This window comes from Acidobacteriaceae bacterium (assembly GCA_028283655.1).
In the GTDB taxonomy this organism is placed as follows: Bacteria; Acidobacteriota; Terriglobia; order Terriglobales; family Acidobacteriaceae; genus Granulicella.
Genome location: JAPWKE010000003.1, coordinates 2,866,035 through 2,891,766 on the forward strand (window position 1 = coordinate 2,866,035; position 25,732 = coordinate 2,891,766).

Below are 25,732 nucleotides of genomic sequence, written 5' to 3' on the forward strand. Positions count from 1 at the left end.
CGCTTAGTACGCGCCGTCCTGGTTGACGACAGACGTCACGGTACGCACCAGAATCATCAAGTCGCCGCGGAAAGACCAGTTGCGCGCATAGCTGCGATCCAGCTCAACCCGCTCGGCATACGTGGTGCGCGAACGCCCCGAGACCTGCCACAGACCGGTAATTCCCGGCGTTACGGCCGAGTAGTCCGCAAACGAATCGCCATACTTCTCGACCTCAGTCGCTACGATGGGACGCGGCCCCACCAGACTCATCGAGCCCGTCAGAACGTTCCAAAGCTGCGGCAACTCATCCAGCGAAGTACGACGGAGGAAGGAGCCCACGCGCGTCACGCGCGGATCATTCTGCAATTTGTGCGTATGCAGCCACTCTGCCCGGGCTTCTGGATGCGCCTTCAGGTACTGGTCGAGCACCTCTGCGGAGTTCACGCACATCGTCCGAAACTTCCACATAGAGAAGAAGTCGCCATGCGAGCGAATGCGGCGATGAAAGAAGAAAATCGGGCCGGGTGAGGTCAAGCGTATTGCCGCAGCGATCACCACGACGACAGGAACCAACACAGGCGAAATCGCGAGAACCACTGCAACATCAAAAAATCGCTTCACAATACGGTAACGAAAGAAGCTTCGGGGAGTCGAAGCTATACGTACGCGCTTAGGCGCGTAGACGGGTATGGCGGAATCTGAATCGTACAAACGCCCTACAGTACTGCTGCTCTCTGTGTGCTGTTCATGTAAAGCCATAGGCGACAGCATTCTCCAAAAATTGACAGCCAGATCAGTTGGGTTTCAACGGCCACTCAAATTACAAGCTTTAGGTACAAGAGAAGAGTGAAGGAGAAACAGGTTTTATTTAATCTAGCCTCAATTGTATGGGGCTGGACTGAATTCCTAGACTGAGGTGGTGTCGTCTGATATCACCTAACGTTATTTTTTTGAACACTCGCACGTCCTGGGCAGACAAATCCTACAGGACGCAACTACGTTCTAGAGTTACGCAAATATTGCTCTAATCTAGTTCGATGCAAGTTCTGGATACAACGCTGTCTGACGTCAAGCTGCTCCGCCCTCAAAAGTTCGGCGATGCCCGCGGCTGGTTCACCGAAACTTATAACGCAATGCGTTTTGAAGCGGCAGGGCTCCCGGCACAGTTTGTGCAGGACAACCAGTCGTTTTCCACCCGTGGCGTCCTCCGCGGTCTGCATTATCAGCTCGGCGAGCCCCAGGGTAAGCTGGTGCGCGTGCTCAGCGGCCACATTTGGGACGTTGCCGTCGACATTCGCCAGTCTTCGCCCCAGTTCGGCCAGTGGGCAGGCTTCCACCTCAAGCCCGTAACCGACGACGGCGCGCTGGAAATGCTGTGGATTCCCGAAGGGTTTGCCCACGGCTTCCTCGTCCTCTCCGAGACAGCCGAAGTCCTCTACAAGACCACGCGCGGCTACTATCCCGCAGGCGAACGCTGCCTTGTCTGGAACGACCCCAAGCTCGCCATTACCTGGCCGCTCGAGGGGCTCGACGTCTCCGTCTCCGGCAAGGACGCCATCGGCAAACTGCTCTCCGAAGCCGAACTGCCCGAGTAAGCAAAGGAAACAAGGAAAGGCGAGGAAGCAGGAGAGCAGGATGTGGATGACGATTCATCCCTTCCTGCTTCCTTGCTCTTGCTCGCCTTTCCTTACATCGTTACCGCGCTACCCCTGTTCGCGCAGCCATTGCTCCATTTCAGCCAGCGAGTCGATCGTGATCGAGTCGCCCGCACACGCCTCGGGCTCCGTGCCCCGGATGAGAAACGCCTGGCGCAGCCCCGCTGCGTTCGCCGCACCCACGTCCGAGCAGCGGTCCCCAACCATCACGGATCGCGACAGATCGAGTCCGTGGTCCTGTGCCGCGCGCAGCAGCATCCCCGGCCCAGGCTTGCGGTCATCGCTCTCCCTCTGGTACTCCCCTACACCCTGGCGAGGATGAAACGGGCAGTAGTACACCGCATCTAAACGTGCGCCTTCGGCCGCAAACTCCGCACGCATCCAGTCCATCAGCGTATGAAACTGCGCTTCGGTGTAATACCCGCGCGCGATACCGCTCTGGTTGGTGACGACGACCGTCCGGTACCCAAGCTCCATCGCCGTGCGCACCAGCGGAAAGATCCCATCGACCCAGCGGACATCCTCGCTGCGATACAGATACCCGACCTCGTGGTTCACCACACCGTCGCGGTCCAGAAATAACGCACGTTCGCCCATCAAACCTCTCCCAATTGCACCAGTTGCTGCGGCGCGGTGTGCTTCGGCACGCGCACTCTCGGCAGCACGGGTTGCCCGTCGCGCCGAGCCTTCAGCAGCACTTCAATCTCTCCCACCACCATCGCCGGAGTGATTTGCTGCATGCACTTGTTATCGCTGCACGCCGCGTAATCGCGCCCGTCGTAGCAGGGTCTGCAGGCAAAGCCTTCCCCGCCCCAGTAGCGCCACGGAGTTATGCCGCTGTGGCAAACGCCCGCGCGGATCCACCGGCCCAAACACCGCTACGATACCCGCCTGCGTGATGCCCGCCAGGTGCAGCGGCCCGGTGTCGTGCGTGCAAACCACATCCGCGCTGGCGAACAAGGCAATCGTCTCCGGCAACGCAAACTTCGCCGTCACATCCACCACACCCAGCGACGCAAAGTGTTCCGAAGCCCAGCGATCGTCCGGCCCGCCCGCCAGCACCACTTCATGTCCGCGAGCGATCAGTTCCCGCGCCACGGCCACATAGCTCTCCACCGGCCAGCGGCGCAGCGCATCGTCACGCAACGCATTGCGAGCACCAGCCGCCACCATCACCACCCGGGCCTTGCCCGCGACACGCGCCAGTGGGCTCTCCGGCAACGTATCCGGCAGCACAGGAGCCAACTGCTGCGGCAGGACATCATCCTTACGCCCCAGCAGCAGCCGCGCATACTCGTCCGTATGGTGCCGACCGGGCAGCAGCGAAAACTCGCGCTCCGTAGCCGACAGCAAAAACTTCCGCTTCGCCCGCACCGGCAGCGTCAGCACGCGATATCGGCTGTCGTAATAAAGCGTCGCCACCAGGTCATATCGTTGGGCCAGAAGCCTTCGCCACAACGCAAGAATCGCCGCAGGCTTTCCACCCAGCAGCGCCTTGTCGTCCACCTCGAGCACATTGATCCAGCCATAAAGGCGAAGCACCTGCGCCGCAGCGCGACCGCATACCCAGTCAATCGTCCAGCCCTGCTCCTGCAGGGCGCGCGCTCCGGGGATCGCCATGACGACGTCGCCAATCGCTCCTAGCTTTACGACAAGCGCACGCGGCATCGGCGGCTACTTCCCTTCTTCGGGCCAGCGGCTGTCACGCAGAAACACAGACTGATTGCGCAGCACGGAGATGTGTCCGAGATACCGCATCAACAGCTCATACTTATGCGGCCCTACCAGCTTCAGCGCCCAGCCCAGCAGCTTGTGCACCATGTCCACACGACGGTCACGCGGGTTGAAGTCCTTCCACGTCTCCTTCGCCGGAGCCACGACGCCTGCCACAAGCTTCTGCTCCTTCGCAAACGCCGCAAAAGCTCCGTTGCTATCAAAAGGATCGCTGCCCACGAAGTGCTTCTGGTGCGCCGCATAAAGCCTGCGAGCCAGCCGCGTCACGGTCGTCCCGTCGGTCAAAGCATCGAACCCATAAGGCAATGCCTCGGCCTTCGCCACAGCCACCTTCGCCGCACGAACGGCAGCTTTGTATTCGGCAAACAAACGCACCACGTCGGGCCGTCCTGCCAGCGTGAAGCGGTTCGTATGCTTCGAGAGCACCGCTTCATCCGTGACCACAACTCCGGAGAAGTGATAGAACCGCAGCGGGGTCAGCCCGCTCACAGGGTTCTCGACAGCAAAGCCTTCAGGCGTGTCCATCAGCCTGCGTTCATGCAGGTTCCAATACGCCATGTTCAGCCCCGCATCCCTCGTGATGAAGACGTCGGCAAACAACCCCGGTACAAGGTTCATCCACTTCTGGTCGACAAACAAGCCAGTTCGGCCTTCGCTGAAGCCAGCCTCCAGGCAGCGCACATCCCACCACGACAGCAGCTTGCGCGACTCCTCAGAACCAGAGACCGCGACGAAGCCGAGGTTATACGTTCCGTTGAAGAGAAGATCCTGCTCACCCGGCTGTTTGCCGTCCCACACCGGCGTCGTCATGTGCGGCGTTAGAACAGCGCTTGCGCCTGCATCCAGCGCCTCAAAGACAGGCGACAGCGGAGAGTACACAAAGATGTCCGGGTCGAGGTAGACCAGCGTATCCAGCCCATGCTTTGCAAGCAGGTGGAGCATGAACGCAGGCTTCACGTTCGTATTCAGCTCCAGGATGTCGTACTTCATCGCCTCAGCGTGCAGGTTCGCCACGCCGATCTCGCCCAGCATCACGGGCTCAAACCCATGCCCACTAAATGGCGTGGCATCGGTCAGGTTAGCAACGATCAACACGAAGAAACGATGTCCGGGATGAGCACGCAGATACGACTCGGCCAGGACATACGCATAGGCAAGATAGTTTGGCGAAACGATGGTGCAGGCGGCTCGATTCATCAGCCGTTAGTCTACCGTCACAACCCGCATCTCACATCGAACGATAGAGATACTTCCATTGCGATTTTGATACCACCACGCAATCAATGATCGACTCGAAAGCCTCGCCAAGGCGTCAACACCAGCACCCCGCCCTGCCCCACAGACCAGACGCGCCACCGATACGTCCCCGTCTCCGTCGCAAAGTCTGCCGTCGCCCGTGTGCGCAGATGGATCCCGCGATCCGGCACAAAGAACAGACGCGAGCCCGCCCAGTGCCCCGGCGCGCCGATCTGCCACTCCACCACCTCTAACTGAGCGCCGTCGTGGTTGTCCCACCAGAGTTCAGGACGCCCGGAGACCACCGCGTTCTCTGCAGGAGCAGCCTGCGAAACCGGCTTCGGGTCGCCGGGATCATCCATATCTTCGGCAAAAGGGCGCACCAGATCCAGCGCTGTGCGCGCCATCCCCAGCGTCATACTCGACGTTACCTGCAGCACGTTCCACTTGCCCGCAGCATCGGCGCGCGCCACGACAAAGGAGTGCAGCACGCCAAAGCCGCTGGAGGCCTCCAAGACGCCGCGTACTTCCGCCACCGCCAGCCGGTCATTGGCATACAGCTCCATCAGGTCGGTGCGGACATGCAGCCCCTCCAGCGACACAGGGTGAGTGCCCTGCACCGCCGCGGCACGAGTCACCTCCGCATCACTGCGCGCGTAGAGCTTGTCCACGTGGGCGTCCGGCAAACCGTTGCTCAATACACTCCGCACGGTCGCCAGGGCTGCATCGGCCACCGCCTGCTGCGCAGGGCCCACACCCACCGCACACATCTGGCAACGACCACCGTCAGCCAGCCACACCGCAAAACCACGCGCCAGCTTGGGGTGCGGTGTCCGCGACACAATCGCCACCTCGGGCTTCCACGGGGCGATGCTGCTATCCAGCCCGATCCCGGAGCCTTCCACCTGCACCGGAAACTTCGTCGCACCCATCGGAGCCAGCACAAAGTGCCAGCCCGCCCCCGAGCCCATCTGCGCCCACTTCCAAGGCAGCGGCTCACCTACCAGGACATCGGGTGCATCGCTCGTTCCCACAGATCCTCGCAGAGAAGCCACAAGATCTTCTTCCTGCACGTCCTCCATGCGAACATCGAGTCCCGGAAAGTCCGCATGAAGCCTGCTCACCAGCCGGTCCCAAGACTCAGCATGATGATGGCTCAGCTTCAGGCCAGATGGGTTCGTCGAGTTTCCTGAGCTCAGCGATGCCACAGTCTCGCCGTAGCTCGAAGCCGTCTGCCCGTAGCTTCCCGCCGTCTGCCCGACCTCACTGGAAGGTCGCCCAAAGCTGCCAGGGTCCGTTCCAGCCGAGCCCGCTGTCTGGCCCACGTTGCTGGCCGACGTACCCACGTCGCTGGCGTTCGCGCCATAGGTTGAAGCTGTCTGCCCCGTATCGCTGGCGTTCTTTCCGAAGCTGCCCGCGGTCTGCTCCTGCACCGTTGTGGGCAGCGTCACATTGAACTCCACCGAACCACTCGGGTCGCCGCTCCAGCCCGCATGGGCAGGGTGAACGATCCACACCGTCAGTCGGCCATGCTCCAGCGCCGAGGTCGCGGTGTCCTTCACCGACGAATCCTGCGCGGCGGCCATGCCCCCCAGACACACCACGGCCATCAAACACACAATAGCTCTTGTACTCATGGCGTGACGTCCCTCCAGGACTCTAAAACGACAAAGGCTTCACCCTACTTTGACTCATCCCCATACCTGCTCGTCAACGACAAAGACGAGGCAGCGCGGCGAACAGCCTACAAGACAGAGCCAGGTTGCACCTTTCTCTCCACCTGACGACTCCAATGAGATGTATGGCATCGCCGATCCGACTCTCCGTGCTCGACCAGACGCCCGTCCCCGATGGCTTCACGCCCTCCGACGCGCTCGCCAACTCTCTCGACCTCGCGCAGCACATCGACCAGCTCGGCTACACGCGGCTCTGGTACAGCGAGCACCACGCGATGGACCTGCTCGCCTGCACCGCCCCAGAGCTGCTCATCACCCGCGCCGCCTCGTTCACGAAGAACATCCGCATCGGCTCCGGCGGCGTCATGCTGCCGCACTACTCGCCGCTCAAGGTCGCCGAGCTCTTCCGCACCCTCACCGCCATGTTCGGTGACCGCATCGACCTCGGCATCGGCCGCGCTCCCGGCGGCGGCCAACTTGAAGCCTTCGCCCTGAAGCGCGACCGCGAAAGCCCCGCCAAGGACGACTTTCCGCAGCAACTCGCCGAGCTCCGCGCCTTCATCGACAACACCCGCTGGGAGAACTACAAGGACGCCCGTGGCCCACACCCTTTCTCGCGGATTCACGTCGCGCCCGACTCGCCCATCCAGCCGCGCCTCTGGCTACTCGGCTCGTCCATGTGGTCGTCGGTAACGGCTTCGCAAGAGGGACTGCCGTACGCCTTCGCCCACTTCTTCTCCGCCCAAGGCACGCGTGAGGCAATCACTTACTACCAGCGCAATTTCACAGCCAACGATAAGCTCGCCAAACCCGAAGCCACCATCGCTATTGGTGCCATCGTTGCACCGACGCAGGAGGAGGCCGACTACCTTCACGCCAGCGTGCGCCTCTTACAACGCCGCATCCGCCAGGATGACCGCCGCCCCGTCGCCACACCCGACGACGCTCTCCGCGAGTTGAACACCTCACCAGCCGCGCCCTCGAACCCGCTCTGGCCCATCACCACCGGCAAACTCGACGAGCCCGAAACCGAGTTCCCCCGCTACGTCGTTGGCACACCGGACAAGGTACGCGACGAGCTCCTCCGCATCGCCCGCGAGTTGGAGCTCAACGAGCTCATCGTCAACACCATCACGCACTCCCACGAAGCCCGCAAACGCAGCTACTCCCTGCTCGCTGAAGCCTTCGAGCTTTAGCCCGATCAGGACGTAATACTGCCGGGCCAGACCTGCGCAGGCCGCTGTCGGCCCACGCGTGGAAGATAGTTCAGCAGCGATAAGCTGCCGTTCTCGATGACAGCCATCAGGTCGATCACTCGCGCGCGGTCTCGACCTTCCTCTTTCGCGCTGTAGAGCGCGGTGTCAGCCCAGCGAAGAAGCTCGCTCAGCCCCAGTCGATGCTTCTCAAGCACGGCCACTCCAATGCTGACCGTGGCCATCTCCATCGCTTCGTGAAGGACAGCATCTTCCGTGCGATAAGGATTGAGCGGCGAACTTGTAACGGAGAGCCTCACCATCTCGGCCACGCGCGTAGCTTCGTCCACCGTCACATTGAGCAGCATCAACGCAAACTCATCTCCGCCAAACCTCGCACAACAACCACCAGCGTTCGCTTGTGCCGTTTGCTGCAAAACTTCTGCGATCCGGCAAAGCACTGCATCCCCTGCATGGTGCCCAAAGGCATCATTGATGCCTTTGAATTTGTCCGCATCCACCAGCATCACCGCGATCTGCGGTGAGTGCGTGGTCGCCAGATACGTTTGCGTTGTCTGCTCAAAAGATCTGCGGTTCCCGATGCCCGTAAGAGGATCATGCGTGGCCAGCGTCTCCATATAGATCGCCCGCGCTTCGTTTTCACTGCACTCGCGCAGCAACCATCTCTGCAACATCGTGGTTCGTGCCACGTAGCAGGCAACAACCACCGCGATAAAAACGCCACAAGCCATCGGTCGGCCATGCCAGCAGTAGAAGGCCAGCAGGATACTCGCAACCACCAGGATGCTTGCCTGGGCATTCTCAATCCTGAGGCTGTCCGGCGCAACGGCTCGCTTGCAGGTAATCGGTGCCGCGTCAAAAACAAAGGCACAAAACAAGAGCGTTGCCAGCGGGCACAGCAGATCAGAAAGCAAAACGTATGGCTTCGGCAGCCAGGTGTAATCAACCAGGTTGACGAGGAAAAGCATTGCGGTTTCTGACCATAAGAAAATCGTCAGCACTCTAAAGAATGCGTTCAGATGCGACGCCGTATTGACTGTCCTGTTTGCCTGAGCCACCAGCGCAATGAGAAGCGACAATAAAAAGCCCAACTCCATTGCCAGCGTGCCGTACTTCACGTTCAGGTGCACGTGTTGCCCGATTTCAAGGACAAACAGGCTTAGCAGGAAAAGCGTTATGTCGAAAAAACGAATGGACGCATTCGTCACCTTGCGGGGAAACGAAACGGCTATCCAGCATCCGCAAAGTGCGATGGAAGGACACCACTGCCCCACGGCCGCCTGAGAAGCCGCAGGAAACCAACTTGAAGGCCTGCAGAACGAAGGGACATAACCGAGCGCCGAGGCAGCAAAGGCGAAACCTGCCACTCGCCAATGAAAGCGTGCCGAAGGAAACCTCTGCGCGGCAAAGAAGCAGACACCTGCAGCCAGAAACTTCACCGCAGTCATGTAGGGATACATAAAAGCCCCGTCATCATTAGGGGAGAGTAACGGCGTCAATAAGGGCACAAGCGCCAGCAGTACAAGCAGCGCCTTCCACCACAAGAACTCGGAGGACCACAAGGAAAGAGGGCCCACTACCGGAGAGATCGAATCGGCTCGTTGCTCGCTCATCCAAACTCCCGCATGTCACGCTTTGGTGAACCGCAATCCTACATCAGTTTCCCGCAGAAACAACCCCGCTTTCTTGCTCGCGCTGCGACGTCTTCTTCCTCCCATCAAATCCTTGTTTATCGGCTCAATCCAAGGCAAAAGGACAGCAGGAAGCCCTCTTTGAAAACACTCCAGCGCCTCAAGCACGACGCCCACTGCGCTCCTTTCACTTCGCTTCCTGTAGCCCAAGTAAACTAGCTTCTGCATGGCATTTCCCTACGACGTCCTCATCGCCGGCTCCGGCCCGGCAGGCTGCGCCGCCGCCTTTGACCTCGCCCGCGCGGGCAAGCGTGTTCTCCTGCTCGACAAACGCCACTTCCCACGCCCCAAGGCCTGCGCCTGCGGACTCACCCGCAAGACCCTCGACGCACTCCGCTACACCGTCGACCCCATCGTCGAGTACCGTTGCGACGAGATCGTCCTCCAGCGCGCTACTTCGGGGACAATCGCCGACAAGTCTCACGAGATCCGCGTTCGCAGCAAAACGCCCATAGCCGCCATGGCCGTGCGCGAACGCTTCGACGCCTTCTGCCTCGAACAAACGCTCGCCGCCGGAGCCAAAGGCGGTTCCGTCGAGTGGCTGAAGATCGAAGGCATCACCCTGCTCGATGAGCAGAGCGACCACGTCACCCTCATCGTCGCGACCGAGAACGGCCCGCGTACCTTTACCGCCTCCGCGCTCATCGGCGCCGACGGCTCCAACGGCCAGACCCGCCGCCTCTCCACGCAAACTTCGCTGCCCACCGGCACCGAGCCCACCTGGTACCAGCGCGGCTTCGCCCTCGAAGCCACCGTGCCTTACGCCGCTCTGCCGGCCATGCTCCCGCAGGGTGACGCGCCCCGCGACCTCGTCTTCGACTTTGCCCCTATCGCCGGAGGCTACGGCTGGCTCTTCCCCAAGGGTGACCACGTCAACATCGGCGTCGGAGCGTTCGCTCCCGACGACGACCCCACCGCCGCCAAGCTCAAACTCGTCACCCGAGCCTTACTCGCTGAGTACACTCGCACAAAACTGGGCGTAGCACTCCCCGCCGAAGTCACCGGCCAGTACCTGGGGATGGGCGGCCATCGCTACACTCCGCAGGGCCGCGTGCTGCTCGTCGGCGACGCCGCCGGTCTTGTCGACCCGCTCACAGGAGAAGGTATCCACTCCGCCGTCGTCAGTGGGCAAGCTGCGGCCGCAGGCATCCTCGGCGCTCCGCACGCCATCGCCCAGGGCTACGCCCATCACCTGAAGCCGCTGCAGCAGACGCTGGCCTTCTCCCACCGCGCCGCGCTCGCGTTCTATCGCGAACCTGCTCGGGGCTTCAAAGTGATGCGCTGGCCGCTGCTCCGCAACCTTGTGCTGAAGACCTACGCCGACGGCCTCGGCGGAACAAAGCTGCTTGCGGCGCTGGCAAAGCTGGCGTCGTAAAAGCAGGTGGCTGAGGGTGGAGTGGAGCAACAACAATACCGACAAGCCATGGCCGACTTTTAGCTCTGCGCTCTAGACCGCTCTGTCCTAATCAAACCGCGGCAGATGCTCGACCTCACCCGCGGGAACGGGCTCCAACGGCCCACCGGCCTTGATCCACGCCTTCAGTCCGCCGCGAATCACCTTCGTATGGCAGTTCTCTGCTTCCAGCAGCTTCGCCACGCGCACGCTCGTCGCATCTCGCGCGCAGGAGCAGTAGAGGTAGATGTCGCACTCCGGCTCCATAAACTCCCGCAGCGCCACGACCTCTTCACGAAGACGGTTCGGTTCAATGCGAATCGAGTTCTTGATTCGCATCGCGTTCGGGTCATAGTAGCCGTGCGAGCGTACGTCCGCGATCACCATCACGCGCTCATGCCCGTTGCTCCTGCGGATCAGATCATGCAGCTCCACCGCGGCAATACGTTCCACCGAAGAAAAACGAGTGTCCCGCAACGAGCTCAGCAGTACATAGAGCAGATACAGCAACAGCGCGCCGAAGATCATCGCCGCCGTAATGTGCCCGGCCTGCACCACCCACTCCGTCACGCGACGTAGGATCGGTGCGAAGACAAAACCTGCGGTCGTCCACGCCGTTGCATAAAACAACTCACCGCAGGCATCCAGCCGCAGGAAACGCGTCACCCGCATATTCAGACTTCCAGCCAGCGGAGCCGCCACCGTCCCCAACCCTGGGACAAACTTCGCAAACAGCAGAACCTTCGGTCCACGCTTATAGAACGAGCGCGCTGAACCGAAGACGCACGTCTCCGGATTCATGCTCAGGCGGCAAAGCCCCGCCAGTAGCCACCATCCGGTGTAGCGGCCGCCGAAGTACATCAGCGTATCGCCACACAGCGCCGCCGCAGCGGCACATACGATCACCACCGGATAGGAAAGCACCCCCGCATGCGCAAACGCTCCTGCCGTCAGCAGTACCACGCTCAGCGGCAGCGGCAGCCCACACGACGCCAGAAAGAAAACAACAGCCGTCGCCGTATATCCATGGTGGGCAATGGCTTCGAACAGGTTCATAGCGTCTTCAAGACTCCTGACCGGGGGCAAAAAAGTGTTCTTCTTCGCTAGGATGCAAACTTCCGCCCTCGCGTCTTCGCTGCACCATTTCTGCAACAGAATGAAGGCTTCTATCGTCTGAACCTGAGCTCTGGCGCTCAGAACATCACCCGCACGCCAAACTCCACCTGCCGCTCCCGCGTCAGCCCGCTCGTCGACGACGTAACCTGCCCGAATGCGGTGCCTGCCTCCCCCTCAGCCCCCAGCGCGGCTGCGTCCTGAAAGACCAGCGGCGTCACGCCGTTGGCGGCATCGCCCACCAGAAACGCCCGCGTCTCCACGCTGGTACTATTGCGCGAGTTCAGCATATTGAAGCCCTCGGCAAAGCCCTCCACCCGGCAGCGAGAGCCCAGCGCAAACCCTCGTGACAGACGAAGATCCAGCTTCCCGCGAGCAGGCAGCCGCAGCGTATTCCTCCCCACCGTCGGCAGATACCGCGCTCCACCAGCGCCGTTCATCGACTCGCTACCGCCCGACAACTCCGACCCGCCATCGACCATGTACGAGTAAGGCGCGCCACTCCCCGCCGTACCAATCGCGCTCACCGTCCAGCCGCTCAACACCTCGCGCCGCCAGCGCACCTGTGCTCGCGAAGCTGTCCGCCACACCATCGCCCCGGCAAAGTGGTGCGTGTAATCCAACGCCGACCGGCCCTTGTCATAGCCCTCGTGAAAAGGGTCGAACTGCGTCATCGTTCGCGGCGTCGCGCCCATCAGCGGGTTGTAATCCATAGCGTGCGACCATGCGTAGCTCCCTCGCACCTGCAACGTTCTCCAGCGCCCATGCACGTTCGCCTCCAGCGCATGAAACGTCGCGTTGCTGCGCGACGTGATCGCCGTGATCGGCCCGTATCCGCTGAGCCTGCGCGTCGCATACATCGGCACAGCAAACATCTCACCGCTACGCAGCCCGCGCCAGCCATCGCCACCCTGCAACTGAAACGTTGTCATCGTGGCCACAGGAGACACGTTCAAATCCACGCTCCCCGGCAACTGCGTCGCTATCACACCCGCGTACGCAAGCTGCAAACTCCACCGCTTACCCAGCGGCCGTTCTACCGACAGCGTGAACCGCTGCACCGCAGGCAAACGAAAGCGCTGCGAAAAGACCATCGCCCGCGCTGTCTGCGCCACAGCCCCAGGTGGAGCAGTTACAAACGAGCACGGGTAGCCAAAGCTCACCGTCGTACTTTGCGGGCACAGCACTTCGGTCTTCGGCGTGATCCGCGTCGTGCGAATCCCCGTTGCCAGCGCGTTCTCCGTCAACGCCGCACGCAACATTGCACCTGGCAATCTCCCAAAGAACACACCATACCCGGCACGAACGCTCAGCCCCAGCGGTGCTCTCCACACCGCGCCAACTCGCGGCCCAAAGTTATTACGGTCTTCAGGAAACACCGCCGTCGAACCCACCCGCTCATCCTCAAGCTGTCGCAGTGCCGCATTCAATACGCTATTCGGCTGCTGCGGAACAGGCAGCAACACGTACTCGCCGCGCACACCCGCGTTCACGCTCAGCCGCTTCGTTGCCTGCCAACTTGTATCGGCAAAGCCTGCCACTTCGTGCGTTGCAAACTCGGTCTGCTGCGCTCCAAAGCTCTGCGTATAGCTCGAAAAACAGAACCGGTGAACGCTCGCCGTGATGCTAGGGCAAGCCGCATTTGGATACGCGTTCACGTTGAACGTATAGTCCGTGATCCAATCGACGAACCCACCCGCCTTGCCGCTTGTCTCGCCGCTCGAGTAGCGAAACGTTCCCTCGACATTGCTCGTCGATGCAATGCGGTCCTGAACCCGGCTCCAGTCTCCACCCACTCGCCACAGCACACGTCCACGCTGCCAGCTCAGCGTGTCGGCTAGCTGTACGCGATGCTCGTCGGGATACGCCGTCCTCCCCAGCGATGCCGGAGTGCCATACGCAAAGCCTTCCGGCTCCATCGAGACCTGCGGCGCATATCCTCCCGGCCCGACCGCAGGCTCCTGCGCCAAAGGCGCGCGCGGCTGCTCAAACTCCAGGTCCCGCGCCCACTGACCGCGCAGGTCATTCCCCCACGCTCGTGAAAAGCGATGTATCCACGCGCCCGTCCAGGCCGTGATCTCCACCGTCGCATCTCCCACGCTGCCCCGGCCGCGAGGCATGACCGCGTCCGACCGGCTCGCGTAGTACGTTCCCGCTGGCGACGAAAACCTGTTGCCTACAAATCCCACCGTCAGCCGATCCCGCTCGCTCAACCGCGCATCCAACCGCGCAAACCCAAGGACTCGCGTCGAACTCCTCGGCACCTCACCCAGCAAGCTGTCCACATACTCCAACGCACTGTTTGCCGCCGTCACAGAGACGCCACGCGTCCCCAACAACGCCCGCTGCGTCGCGGACAGGGCAAAGAACGTCGCCGACTCCGGCGACGCCACCACCGGAAAGCTCCGCCACTGCAGCTCCAGCGAGCCGAACGCGTTCACTTTCCTGCGCCAGCCCGACGGCACACCGCGAAACGCCAGTGGGCCGCCCACACTGCCACCAAGCTGCACGTTCGCATCCTTCGGCTTTACCCACTCCAACGTCGGCGCACCCTGGTTGTACCGCGTCACCAGCGAGTACGGATTCGTTGCAGCCCACACGCTCTGTCTCGTCAACGCAAACATGGCCCCGTGCAGACGCTCTCCACCCCCGCGCGTCGAGACTGCGATCGCCCCACCGGCTCCAGCAGCATCCGCGGCAAACGAGCGCGGCATCACCCGCACGCTCTGCACCGCGCCAACGCCAAACATCGCCCCTGTCCGAATGCCCCCTGCAGCGGCTCCGCGGGTCCCGGCCCGAAAGCTCTGCAACGCCGACAGCCCATCCAACGTCACGGAGTTTGCCGTCGTCGCCAACCCCGCCGCGCTCAACCCGCTCGCCGCGTCCACCACCTGCCCACGGCCCACCTCGGCCGCCGTCACATGGTCAGGATCATCGCTCCGCTCTGCCACCGTCGCTTCGCGCATCCCTGCATCCAGCTCCAACGCCGTGCTCCACGCCGCATCGCGCAGCGGAACCTCGTCCAACCTCACGGAGCTCTCGCCCACAAGAATCTGCGGCGCGGCAACATCTTCGTGCGCCGTCCCGCAGCCGGAGAGCAGTCCCACCGCCGCCAGCACACACTCCGCCACCCATTTCCATCGCTCAGGACGCAAAACACACTCCGCCCCGGAAGCAGGTGAGCCGGGGCACTCGAAACACAGAGGAAGTTCCCCCAAGCTATCGCGATCTGCCCCAAGCGGCAAGAGGAAAGGCCCCAGGACTCATGGCCTCTCGCCCTTTCCTGGCAAAACGTTGCGGTCTTCGAGTCCTGGCGTCTTCTTTCTCTTGCTCTCCCCACACAACAAACCAAACCACCCAAATCTCTTTGGCAAAGTACACTGTATGTTGAAGCATTTCTGCCTGGAGTTCCCCGCATGTTCATCGATGAAGCACGAATCCGCATTAAGGCCGGCGACGGCGGCAACGGTTGTATGGCGTTTCGCCGTGAAAAGTTCGTCCCTCGCGGCGGCCCATCCGGTGGCGACGGCGGCCACGGCGGTGATATCGTCATGCGCTCCTCCGCCATGCACAACACGCTCGTCCACTTCCGCTTCAATCCGGAGCACAAGAGCGAGCGCGGCGAGCACGGCCTTGGCTCCAACATGAGCGGATACACCGGCAAGCAACTCGTGCTCAACGTTCCCGTCGGTACCGTCCTTTACGACGAAGAGACCGGCGCGCAGGTCTTCGACTTCCAGGCACCCGGTGAAGAACTTGTCATCGCCCGCGGCGGTCGCGGCGGGCGTGGCAACCAGCACTTCGCCACCTCCACCCACCAGGCCCCGCGCGAGCACGAACTCGGCCGCCCCGGCGAAGCCCGCAACTACCGCCTCGAACTCCGCCTGCTTGCAGACGCCGGCCTCGTCGGCTTCCCCAACGTCGGCAAATCGACGCTGATCTCGCGTATCTCGGCCGCAAAGCCCAAGATCGCCAACTACGCCTTCACCACGCTCGAGCCCAACCTCGGCGTTGTGCAGATCGGCGACTTCCCTTACGAGCAGTCGTTCACGGTAGCCGATATCCCCGGACTCATCGAAGGCGCGCACCTTGGCGCAGGTCTCGGTGTGCAGTTCCTCAAGCACATTGAGCGCACCAGCGTCCTCGTGCATCTCGTCGACGTTTCGGACACCGCGATCACCACCGATGCCGCTTTGGCAGAAGGTGAAACAGCTGATCCTGTCGAAAACTTCAAGGTGATCACCGCCGAGCTGAAGAGCTTCGACCCTGCGCTCGCCGCCAAGCCGACGATCGTCGTCGCCACCAAGATCGACTCCGCCAACCCGGAGAAGCTGAAGAAGCTGAGCGCGATGGCCAAGCGCCGCAAGCTGCCCTTCTACCAGATCTCCGCCGTCAGCGGCGAAGGCATCGAGAAGCTGAAGTTTGCCATGGCCGAAGCCGTCGCCATGCACCGCACCATCGACCTCACCGCCATGTCGAAGGTCGAGCCTGCGATCGAAAAGCCAGTGCGCCGCAAACCGGCGTATCCGCCGCCAGCCCCCAACGCTCGCGGCAGCCGCACCAAATAGCGCCTCACGCACAAAACAAGAACGGCGAGCCCCTGGGGCTCGCCGTTCGTTCTTACAGAAATTTTGCGCTTACCATCTAGCGGTATAGCAGCCCACAAAGAAGATGCATGCCACGCCAAAGGCGATCAGGCCTACCGGCCACCACTCGTCAATCCAATCATGTCCTGCGTGATCGTGCTGCTCGCTCATCGTTCGGTTCGCTCCTCTCTAAAATCATAACGCAGCCGAACGCCACAGCAACCCTACACCTACGCTTCCACGAGTTCGCCCACCTGCGCCTTCAGCGAAACGACCCAGGACGCAATGCGTGAGCCGCTCTCATCTCCTTGATTCTCTTCATCCAACACCAGGCCGACGAACCGCCCCTCCACCACTGCGCGGGAACTGAAGAAGTCATACCCCGCCGTCGCGGTCGCACCGATTACCGCCGCCCCCAAGCCCATCAGCTCTTCGTACAGCACCCCGATCGCATCGCAGAAGGTGTCCGCATACGTCATCTGGTCGCCCAGCCCAAACAACGCCACCGTGCGCCCCTCCAGCCTGGCCGCGCGCAGAGTCTTCAGATAGCACTCCCAATCGGCCTGCAGATCGCCATACCCCGAGGTCGGCGTCCCCAGCACCAGCAGATCGCACCCCTCAAAGTCCTCAACCGTCGCAGAGATAACCTCCAGGCTCCGCCCCCCAAGCTGCTCGGCAATGTCTTCCGCCGCCGTGCGTGTATTTCCCGTGTCAGATCCGTAAATGATCGTCGCCTTCATCGTAGTTTCTCCTTCAGAACAGGTTTGTTAACCTCTCCGAAAGCCCAAGCCACGCACCCCCTCAAGCGTCACAGCCAGCTTCCCAGCAGGTATCTGCGCTCAGAGTAGACAATAAGCGACCAAACTAGTCGCACTTAACATTCAGCGGTAAAAATCAGCGTCTCAGCCGCAAAAAAGCGCCCTTGAGCCGCAGATGAAACCGCTGCGTTGCCTTTGGCGGCAGACATCGCCAAATACAAAAGGGGGCAGAGCCTAAGCCCTGCCCCCTTTCGTCACATCCATCGCAAATCGGCTACGGAACGCGATACGTCCTGATGTCCTCTTCCTTCACCGGCACTTCGGTGTGCTCAGTCCCTTCCGGAACCCACGCATACGGCACCGCCTGCGCACGATACGTCAGCATCGACTCAAAGGGCTTATCCCCGCGCTTGCCGTGGCTCAAGTACGGCACCACATACTCCCAGACGATCTCGCCCGTCGGCGTGATCTGAAAGAGCCGTCCGTACATGCCTTCGCAGATCAATGTGTTACCGTTCGGCAACCGCTGCGCGCTCGACACAAACGAGCTGAAGAACGTCCACGTCGGCCGCCCCGAGTTCTCGCCCGTGTACTGCCAGACGATCTCCTTCTTCACCGGATCAATCTCCAGGATGCGCGAACCGGCATAGATCCCCAACGCTGCCGGCGGAAAACCTGCTCCACCCTCATCGTCAAACAGCAGCAGATTGCCTGCCCCCGGCAGCCCCTGCTGAATCAAGTGCGCGTTGTGCTGGCCCGAGATCTGGTCCACCGGTCGCGGCAACTTCTGGTTCCCGATACGCTGGTCCGGCGAGTACTCATCCCCCGGAAAGACTGGCCCCAGACGCCAAACCACCTTGCTCGTCTTCTTGCTGATGATCAGCACGACGTTGCCTTTGCGCGAGTCGATCATGATGTTCTCGGGATCAAACCGCTTGTCACCTGCGTCGAACCACTTGTTCGGCCCCAGCACCTGCATGTCGTTGATCTCAAGGTAGCCATACGGCTCCGGTGGATTGCGCTTCACGCGTTCGCGCAGATACGCCATTCCCTCGGGCGGAAAGCCGAACTCATCCAGGTGATCGCCCGCCACCCAGCTCCAGATAATCTTGCCCGCAGGCGTCACCTCAAAGATGCCCTGATCGCCGATCACCTTCGGCCCCAGGCCCTTCACTGCATGGGGAACGGTTCGCAGTATCAGCGTATCGCCGTTCGCCAGCCGCGCCCAGTCATGGTTCTGCAGCGCGCCGCCATCGGGAGCATCCTTGCCCCACTCCCACACGGTCTTGTCGTTCCAGTCGACCTCGCCAAAGGTCTTGTCCTTGAAGATGCCGCCGCGCGGATCATCGTTCTCCGAAAGCTGCAGCATCACATGCCCACGAGCTCCACCCACCAGCTTCGGATCGAGCACCTCACCGGGGTTTCCACCATGCGACCAACGATGCACCTCATGCCCGTTCATGTCGATCAGATGCATCAACCCGTCCGGCCCACTGAAGCCAACGAAGCTGTTGTACGCCTTCGCCGGATCGTAGATCGTGACCCCCGTCGGGTAGACCCGCGGAGGCGGTGGAGTCCTGGCCTCACTCACACCTGCAAACAACAAAGCCGAAGCAGCAACCGACGCAAACCAGCACAGACGACGCATAGACCAGCACCTCAAGAGCAACGTTTCAACAGCGCAGCGATAAGCCGATCATAGCAACGCAAGCGAACGAACTGTACTCGCTGGTCGCCTGTACGTGGTGGACTTCGCGCCCCAGCGTCCTGGCGCGTTCTTCCCCAGCCGCGCCACGAATCAGGAAGCTACTTCGCGCGGAACCGATTCGCTACCTTGAACTCTTCGCGCAACTCTGGCGTCCGCAGATTCTCCCGCACATGCGCCAACTGCTGCTCCAACGCAAACAGCGTCGCCGCCAGCGGCTTCGTATTCGTCAGCGCAATATCGCGCCACATGCTGTAAGGACTTGCTCCAAGTCGAGTCGTCTCGCGCAGAGCACGTCCACCGATCGCGCGAATGTCCTCCATCGCAGCCTCGTCCTCGCCGAACGAGTCTTCGAGCAGGGCCGCGAACGCCGTCGACAACATCTGCGGCAGATGCGAAACCCACGCACAAACCGTATCGTGCCGCTCGGCCGCGATCTCACGCGTCACCGCGCCCATCGCCGTCACCCAGGCGCGCCACTGTGCCGCCAAAGCACCATCCGCAACCAGTGGCGTAAACAGCCAGGTCGCTCCTGCAAAGAGCGAAGCCTCGGCCAATCCCGCGCCGCCCGACTCTTTTCCCGCCATCGGATGCCCCGGCAGAAACGCCGCCTTGCCCGCAGTGTTGTAGAGCTCGTCCGCCTTGGCGCAGATCGCAACTTTCGTGCTGCCAACGTCGGTCACAAGCTGTGACTCACCAAGCACCGCCGCAAGCCGCTCCATCCAGTCCAGGATCGGCAGCACCGGCACGGCCAGCACATAGATGTCGGCCACTCCCGGCTCAAAGACGTCCTCGATCTGGGGTAAAACCCGATCGACCGCACCAGCCTGCAGCGCCGCGGCGGACTCAGCCGCGCTCGCATCCCATCCCAGCACCTCACCCACGCCATGCTCCGGTGCTAGCGCCTTCAGCGCTAGCCCGATCGAGGCTCCGATAAGTCCTGTTCCAAGAATGAGAACGCGCGTCGCCATCAGACCTCTCGCCTGTGCGTAAACTGCCGCCCTGCGCTGCCACGATAATCACCGGCTACATGTCCGCGACCGCGCAACACATACTTGTATGTCGTAATTCCGTCCAGCCCCACGGGGCCGCGCGCATGGAACTTGCTCGTACTGATGCCAACCTCCGCGCCAAAGCCATAGCGGAAGCCATCGGCAAAACGCGTCGACACGTTGTGATACACACCTGCGGCATCCACCTCGCGCAGGAATCGCTCCGCAGCCGTAGCATCTTCGGTCAGGATGCTCTCCGTATGCAGCGAACCATGCTTGTGAATGTGTTCAATCGCAGCCTCGAGCGAGTCGACCACGCCCATCGCAAGCTCTGGCTCACCGTACTCCTGCGACCAGTCCGTCACCGCATCCACATCCGCAGCCAGCGCACGAACCGCGCTGTCACCATGCAACTTCACGCCGCGACGAGCCAACTGCTCTGCCAGCTTCGGCACAAACGTCGCAGCAATATCGCGATGCACCAGCACCGTCTCCACCGCATTGCATGCGGCAGGATAATCCAGCTTTGCATCGTCGATCACGCGCAACGCCAACGGCTCGTCCGCAGCCAGATCGACATAGATGTGACAAATACCTTCCGCATGCCCCAGCACCGGAATCCGCGTATTGGCCTGCACAAACTCCACTAACGACTTCGATCCGCGCGGGATCACCATGTCGATCGCATCGTGCATCGCCAGCATCTCGTTTGCACGCTCACGACCCAGCACCAGCGTAATCAGATCGCTCGGCAAGCCAGCAGCCGCAACAGCTTCGCGCAATACGTCCACCAGCACCGTCGCGGTACGTTCGACTTCCTTGCCCGGCTTCAGCATCACAGCGTTGCCGCTCTTGATCGCCAGCGACGCAATCTGCGTCACCGCGTCAGGACGCGCTTCGAAGATCACCGCCAGAACACCAAGAGGCACGGAGATCTTCTGCAGGTGCAAGCCCTTCGCAGCGCCATTCGGCTGCGGGTCCTGATCGTCCAGCTCCATCGCATCGAGCACTCGCCCCAGCGGATCAGGCAACGCTGCCACCGAGCGAATCTGCTCGACCATCTCACGCAGCTTACCTTCCGTCAGCTTCAGTCGCGAGAGCGTCGAAGGCGAAAGCTTCTCCTCACCGCTCAACGCTTCCGCCGCAGCAAGATCCTCCGCGTTGGCGGCAAACAAACGTTCCGCCGCAACATCCACGGCCTCAGCCATGGCTTCGAGCGCAGCGTTACGCACGGCTTCCTCCAGCGGCGCCAGCACGCGCGACGCCACCTTTGCCGCTACCGCTACCTCTCGCACGCTACGCGCAGCCATTACCAGCTCCCCGCCGCAACAGGCTTGGCAAAACGTGTACCAACCTCTTCACCCGCCATGATGCGCTCAAGCACCTGCGGCGTACGACCGTTCGCGATCACTACCTGCTTGCCTGCGCGTAACGCAATGTTGGCGCTCTCCAGCTTCGAGGTCATGCCGCCACGTCCACGTGCGCTCAAGCTTCCCTGCGCCATCTGCAGCACGCTGTCATCAATCGCGTCCACACGCGGCAACAGCGTTGCGCCCGGCTCATTCGGATTGCGGTCATACAAGCCATCGACATCCGAAAGCAGCACCAGAAGATCGCCGCCGATATGCTTCACCAGCAACGCCGAAAGCTTGTCGTTGTCGCCAAAAATACGTTCGCGCTGCGGCGCGCCATCACTGGGACGCTCCAACTCCATCGTCGACACCGTATCGTTCTCGTTCACGATCGGAATCACGCCCATCGTTAGCAGCGCATCAAGCGTCGCCCGCAGGTTCGCATGGCGAGTGGGATCACGGAAGTCATCTTCCGTCAGCAACACCTGCGCAATCGGGCAGTTCAGCCGATCGAACGCATCGCCGTAGAAAGCCATCAGCCGCGATTGTCCAATCGCCGCACAAGCCTGCACCTGTGCCAGCACGGTGGGCCGCGCGCTCAGCCCCAGCCGCTCCACGCCGAGCCCAACAGCGCCCGACGACACCACCAGCACTTCATAGCCCTGGTCACGCAGAGCCGCAACCTGCTCTACAAGTCCGCACAACAACCCGAGCGCCACCTTGCCATCGGCGCGCATGATGACGTTCGTTCCCAGCTTGACGACAATACGACGCATACAACTCTCTTTCTTACGGTAGACACTTCGAGGATAACAAGCAGCGCACCCCTAAGCCGAGCCTGCATACAAGAGCGCCCATCGTTGCTACAGCAGCGATGGGCGCTCTTGCCTAAAACATGGCCTATGCGTGGACAGCCTGTACCGCCGGAGCCACCGTGCGGTCGACGATCGGAGCCAACTGGCGAAGCTTTACCACCAGTTCCGTCAACTGCTCCGGCGTCAGCGACTGAGCGCCGTCGCTCATCGCCTTGTCCGGGTTCGGATGCATCTCCATCAACAGGCCATCGCCACCGGCAGCCACCGTCGCCATCGCCATCGGCGGAACGAACGCGCGGATACCGACGCCGTGCGACGGGTCGCCGAAGACCGGCAGATGCGTCAGCTTCTTCAACACCGGGATCGCCGAGATGTCCATCGTGTTGCGCGTCGCGGTTTCATAGGTGCGGATGCCGCGCTCGCACAGGATCAAATCGTAGTTGCCGCCGGAGAGAATGTACTCCGCCGAAAGCAGAAGCTCTTCGATCGTTGCAGCGATGCCGCGCTTCAGCAACACAGGCTTGCGGACCTTGCCGAGCTCACGCAGAAGGTTGAAGTTCTGCATGTTCCGCGCGCCGACCTGGAAGCAGTCGATATACGGCAGCATCTGCTCGATCTGCGAGATCTCCATAACCTCGGTGATCACCAGCAGGCCGTACTCATCCGCAGCCTCGCGCATGATCTTCAAGCCTTCCACGCCCATCCCCTGGAACGAGTACGGCGACGAACGCGGCTTGTACGCTCCACCGCGCAGGAACTGACCGCCGGCTTCAGCAACAAGGCGTGCGCTCTCACGGATCTGCTCACGCGACTCCACCGAGCACGGGCCAGCCATTACGACGATCTCTTCCCCACCGACAACGACGCCGTTGGGAAAGGTCACCTTCGTGCCCTCGGGGCGGAAGCCGCGGCCGGCGAGCTTGTACGGCGAAGAGATGCGGTACGCCTGCGACACGCCCGGCAGCACCTGGAACTCGGTCACTTCGAAGTGTCCCGGCGTTCCAACGCCAGCGAGAATGGTCTGCGTTTCGCCGGTGGTGCGGTGTACGTTGAAGCCGAGCTCTTCCATACGTTCGATCACGGCTTCAATCTGTTCCAGACTTGCCTTGTCCTGCATGGCAACGATCATCACAAAATCCTCTTTTCTCTTCAGTGCGAGGCGGCGAACTACTTCGCAGGCCTCTGCTTGTTGCGCATCACGTCCATGATGCGCTGGTAAATGTCAGTAAGTTCAGCGGTGGTCAGCGGACCGGCGCTTGCGGTGCTTACATGCTCAAAGACTCTCTGCTCGCGTTGTGGCTCATACACAGGCGCTGCGTTGGATTGTTTGAGCTTGCCAATCTCGACGGCGCACTCTGCGCGCTTGTTCAGCAGCGCTGTGATCTGCTCGTCAATTTCGTCAATCTTGTTACGCCAGTCCGCTATTTCCATCGTGGTTCTCCGTGCCAGGTTGTAGATGTGGGTGCGTTCCGATGATATGCGTTTAGAAAGAAGGCTGGCCTCCCGTCTTGAGCGAGCGAACAAAGTCGCCAACGGCTTTCGCTGCTTCCGCTGTTGGCGTTTTCTCCACCAGCGCGACGATCGCGGAGCCCACAACAGCTGCATCCGCAAAGCCCGCAACAGTCTTCACATGCTCGGGCGTCGAGATGCCGAAGCCCAGCGCCACAGGGATCTGCGCGAACTGCTTGAGACGCTTCACCAGCGACTCGGCATCGGCTGCAAGCTCCGTCTGCGTACCCGTAATGCCCACACGCGAGATTGCGTAGACGAATCCGCGCGAGTGCTCCGCGATCGCCTTCAGGCGTTCGTCCGGCGAGGTCGGCGCAGCGAGGAACACCGGCGCAAGATCGTTCTCGCGCATCGCTGCGAGATACTCACCCGCCTCTTCGACGATCATGTCGGTGAGCAACACACCATCCGCACCCGCAGCCTTCGCGGCCTTCGCGAACGCAGCCATGCCAAAGCGCACAACGGGGTTGAGATAGCTAAAGAGAATGATGCCTGCGTTCGGCCGCGCATCGCGAATCTCGCGACAGGTACCGAGCACATCCGTAAGCCGCGTTCCCTTCGCCACAGCGCGCTCACTCGCACGCTGAATCACCGGGCCATCAGCCAACGGATCGCTAAACGGCACACCGAGTTCGATGACATCCGCACCGGCGTCAATCGCGGCGATCGCCATATCGCGCGTGGTGGCAAGATCGGGATCGCCTGCGGTGAAGTAAATAACGAGGCCGGGCTTATTCTCAAACTGAATCGACATTACTTCTTTGCCTCCAAGCCTTCCAGGCTCATCTCTTTGCGCAGAATCCCAAGGTCCTTATCACCTCGACCGCTGACATTCACCATCAGCACCATGCCCTTGCCCATCTTCGGCGCGAGCTTGATCGCCTCAGCAATCGCGTGCGCCGACTCCAGCGCCGGAATGATGCCCTCCGTGCGGCTCAACACCTTCACCGCATCGAGCGCTTCGTGGTCCATCGCGTACGTGTACGTCGCGCGGCCCGAGTCGTGCAGCATCGCGTGCTCCGGCCCAACGCTCGCGTAGTCGAGACCCGCCGATACCGAATGCGTCGATGCAACCTGCCCCGCATCGTCCTGCAACACATAGCTGTACGTGCCCTGCAGCACGCCCGGAACGCCGCCGTGGAAGCGCGCCGCGTGCTCGCCAAGCGCCGTGCCGCGCCCACCAGCCTCGACACCGACCAACGCAACATCCTTGTCGTTGAGGTATTCGAAGAACGCACCAATCGCGTTCGATCCACCGCCCACGCAAGCCACGATGGTGTCCGGCAGCTTGCCTTCCGCCGCAAGAATCTGCTCACGCGACTCACGCGAGATCACACGCTGAAAGTCGCGCACGATCGTCGGGTAAGGATGCGAGCCCAGCGCCGAGCCGAGGATGTAGAACGTGTTGCGCACGTTCGTGACCCAGTCGCGCATCGCCTCGTTGATAGCGTCCTTCAGCGTCGCCGAACCCGCACCCACGCCGCGCACCTCTGCGCCGAGCAGGCGCATACGGTAGACGTTCGGCTCCTGGCGGCGCATGTCTTCTTCGCCCATGTACACCACGCACTCCAGCCCAAACAACGCGCAAACCGTTGCCGTCGCCACGCCATGCTGGCCCGCGCCCGTCTCCGCGATGATGCGCGTCTTGCCCATGCGCTTGGCGAGCAGCGCCTGGCCCAGCGCGTTGTTGATCTTGTGCGCGCCGGTGTGCAGCAAGTCTTCGCGCTTCAGATAAATCTTCGCGCCGCCGAGCTCTTCGCTCAGGCGCTTGGCAAAGTACAGCGGCGTAGGACGACCGCAGTAGTTCTTCAACAGCCCATCGAGCTCCGCATGGAACGCCGGATCAGCCTGCGCGTCAGCGTAGCACTTGTCCAGTTCGAGCAGCGCAGCCATCAGCGTCTCCGGCACGTAACGGCCGCCGTAAGCCCCAAAGCGTCCTGCCAGCTGGTTCGCCGGCGTAGCGGCTGCTGGCTTCGTCATCGTCTCGACACTGCTCATTGCTTCTCCTGTATTTCGGTTCGTCCTAAAGCAAAAGCCGCGCCCTTTTCTGGGTCGCGGCTCGGAGGTCTTTGTGCGTTGCTGGGAAGCTCTCGTGTTGCTGTTGCAGAGTCTTCGTGCAGGCTCAGTCCGCCGTCGCCGCTACCGGGTGCCAGTAGCGGAACGGAAACGCAAAAAACGGGCTGAACGAGTTACGCATTCCTAGTCAACTTACTCCGCGAGCCAGAAGAACGCAAGTGTTGCCCGTCAATTTCTTTTATTTTGCCCGGAAATCGTACATCGGCAGCCACATAACCCCGCATCCATCTAATTCGTACGCAGAA

Annotated in this window: 22 protein-coding genes; 4 read left to right on the plus strand and 18 right to left on the minus strand. The window is 61.6% G+C overall.

The window, feature by feature from the left end:
- Nucleotides 1–3: 3 nt before the first annotated feature.
- Nucleotides 4–603, minus strand: a complete 600-nt coding sequence (locus PW792_14905) for a sugar transferase (protein MDE1163210.1) — start codon at nt 601–603, stop codon at nt 4–6.
- A 416-nt stretch (nt 604–1,019) separates the two neighbouring features.
- Between PW792_14905 and rfbC the strand changes: the two genes are divergently transcribed.
- Entirely contained in the window at nt 1,020–1,577 is a 558-nt protein-coding gene (gene rfbC / locus PW792_14910) for a dTDP-4-dehydrorhamnose 3,5-epimerase (protein MDE1163211.1), read from the plus strand.
- A gap of 108 nt (nt 1,578–1,685) precedes the next feature.
- Here rfbC and PW792_14915 read toward each other — a convergent pair whose 3' ends face one another.
- The 5 genes from PW792_14915 to PW792_14935 all read right to left on the minus strand — a co-directional run bounded on the left by PW792_14915 (nt 1,686) and on the right by PW792_14935 (nt 6,244).
- Nucleotides 1,686–2,234 (minus strand): HAD family hydrolase, encoded by a 549-nt coding sequence (locus PW792_14915; GenBank protein ID MDE1163212.1) that lies wholly within the window; start codon nt 2,232–2,234, stop codon nt 1,686–1,688.
- A complete protein-coding gene (locus PW792_14920) occupies nt 2,234–2,377 on the minus strand; it encodes a hypothetical protein (protein ID MDE1163213.1) in 144 nt (47 codons plus the stop codon). The genes PW792_14915 and PW792_14920 overlap by 1 nt, the downstream gene beginning before the upstream one ends.
- Nucleotides 2,378–2,384: 7 nt before the next feature.
- Nucleotides 2,385–3,305, minus strand: a complete 921-nt coding sequence (locus PW792_14925) for a glycosyltransferase family 9 protein (protein MDE1163214.1) — start codon at nt 3,303–3,305, stop codon at nt 2,385–2,387.
- Nucleotides 3,306–3,311: 6 nt separating this feature from the next.
- A complete protein-coding gene (locus PW792_14930) occupies nt 3,312–4,568 on the minus strand; it encodes a group 1 glycosyl transferase (protein MDE1163215.1) in 1,257 nt (418 codons plus the stop codon).
- Between the two features lie 83 nt (nt 4,569–4,651).
- The gene (locus PW792_14935; protein MDE1163216.1) at nt 4,652–6,244 is read right to left on the minus strand and encodes a hypothetical protein; all 1,593 of its coding nucleotides are present in this window, start codon (nt 6,242–6,244) and stop codon (nt 4,652–4,654) included.
- Between the two features lie 164 nt (nt 6,245–6,408).
- On the opposite strand from PW792_14935, the gene PW792_14940 reads away from it, so the two are divergent.
- Nucleotides 6,409–7,479, plus strand: coding sequence for an LLM class flavin-dependent oxidoreductase (locus tag PW792_14940; GenBank protein ID MDE1163217.1), 1,071 nt, complete (start codon nt 6,409–6,411; stop codon nt 7,477–7,479).
- A 5-nt stretch (nt 7,480–7,484) separates the two neighbouring features.
- Here PW792_14940 and PW792_14945 read toward each other — a convergent pair whose 3' ends face one another.
- Complete coding sequence (locus PW792_14945) at nt 7,485–9,110, minus strand: GGDEF domain-containing protein (protein MDE1163218.1); 1,626 nt, start codon at nt 9,108–9,110, stop codon at nt 7,485–7,487.
- A gap of 244 nt (nt 9,111–9,354) precedes the next feature.
- Between PW792_14945 and PW792_14950 the strand changes: the two genes are divergently transcribed.
- Nucleotides 9,355–10,563 (plus strand): geranylgeranyl reductase family protein, encoded by a 1,209-nt coding sequence (locus PW792_14950; GenBank protein ID MDE1163219.1) that lies wholly within the window; start codon nt 9,355–9,357, stop codon nt 10,561–10,563.
- A gap of 87 nt (nt 10,564–10,650) precedes the next feature.
- On the opposite strand, the gene PW792_14955 is transcribed toward PW792_14950, so the two are convergent.
- Both PW792_14955 and PW792_14960 read right to left on the minus strand, forming a co-directional pair.
- Nucleotides 10,651–11,637, minus strand: coding sequence for a VTT domain-containing protein (locus PW792_14955; GenBank protein MDE1163220.1), 987 nt, complete (start codon nt 11,635–11,637; stop codon nt 10,651–10,653).
- A gap of 137 nt (nt 11,638–11,774) precedes the next feature.
- Complete coding sequence (locus tag PW792_14960; GenBank protein ID MDE1163221.1) at nt 11,775–14,849, minus strand: TonB-dependent receptor; 3,075 nt, start codon at nt 14,847–14,849, stop codon at nt 11,775–11,777.
- A gap of 261 nt (nt 14,850–15,110) precedes the next feature.
- On the opposite strand from PW792_14960, the gene obgE reads away from it, so the two are divergent.
- The gene (obgE, locus tag PW792_14965) at nt 15,111–16,262 is read left to right on the plus strand and encodes a GTPase ObgE (GenBank protein MDE1163222.1); all 1,152 of its coding nucleotides are present in this window, start codon (nt 15,111–15,113) and stop codon (nt 16,260–16,262) included.
- Between the two features lie 248 nt (nt 16,263–16,510).
- Here obgE and fldA read toward each other — a convergent pair whose 3' ends face one another.
- From fldA to trpB, 9 genes are all read right to left on the minus strand, one after another.
- Complete coding sequence (gene fldA, locus PW792_14970; protein ID MDE1163223.1) at nt 16,511–17,020, minus strand: flavodoxin FldA; 510 nt, start codon at nt 17,018–17,020, stop codon at nt 16,511–16,513.
- A gap of 292 nt (nt 17,021–17,312) precedes the next feature.
- Nucleotides 17,313–18,686 (minus strand): aryl-sulfate sulfotransferase, encoded by a 1,374-nt coding sequence (locus PW792_14975; GenBank protein ID MDE1163224.1) that lies wholly within the window; start codon nt 18,684–18,686, stop codon nt 17,313–17,315.
- A 158-nt stretch (nt 18,687–18,844) separates the two neighbouring features.
- Nucleotides 18,845–19,714 (minus strand): prephenate dehydrogenase/arogenate dehydrogenase family protein, encoded by an 870-nt coding sequence (locus PW792_14980; protein ID MDE1163225.1) that lies wholly within the window; start codon nt 19,712–19,714, stop codon nt 18,845–18,847.
- The gene (locus PW792_14985; GenBank protein MDE1163226.1) at nt 19,714–21,045 is read right to left on the minus strand and encodes a glutamate-5-semialdehyde dehydrogenase; all 1,332 of its coding nucleotides are present in this window, start codon (nt 21,043–21,045) and stop codon (nt 19,714–19,716) included. Before PW792_14985 ends, PW792_14980 begins: the two co-directional genes overlap by 1 nt.
- The gene (proB, locus tag PW792_14990; protein ID MDE1163227.1) at nt 21,045–21,863 is read right to left on the minus strand and encodes a glutamate 5-kinase; all 819 of its coding nucleotides are present in this window, start codon (nt 21,861–21,863) and stop codon (nt 21,045–21,047) included. The genes PW792_14985 and proB overlap by 1 nt, the downstream gene beginning before the upstream one ends.
- A 124-nt stretch (nt 21,864–21,987) precedes the next feature.
- Nucleotides 21,988–23,031: a 3-deoxy-7-phosphoheptulonate synthase gene (gene aroF / locus PW792_14995; protein MDE1163228.1), complete on the minus strand. Its 1,044-nt coding sequence runs from the start codon at nt 23,029–23,031 to the stop codon at nt 21,988–21,990.
- Nucleotides 23,032–23,069: 38 nt separating this feature from the next.
- A complete protein-coding gene (gene pheA / locus PW792_15000) occupies nt 23,070–23,333 on the minus strand; it encodes a chorismate mutase (GenBank protein MDE1163229.1) in 264 nt (87 codons plus the stop codon).
- Between the two features lie 52 nt (nt 23,334–23,385).
- On the minus strand, nt 23,386–24,165 hold the full coding sequence (gene trpA, locus PW792_15005) for a tryptophan synthase subunit alpha (GenBank protein ID MDE1163230.1): 780 nt from the start codon (nt 24,163–24,165) through the stop codon (nt 23,386–23,388).
- Entirely contained in the window at nt 24,165–25,409 is a 1,245-nt protein-coding gene (gene trpB, locus PW792_15010; GenBank protein MDE1163231.1) for a tryptophan synthase subunit beta, read from the minus strand. The genes trpA and trpB overlap by 1 nt, the downstream gene beginning before the upstream one ends.
- Nucleotides 25,410–25,732 lie beyond the last annotated feature (323 nt).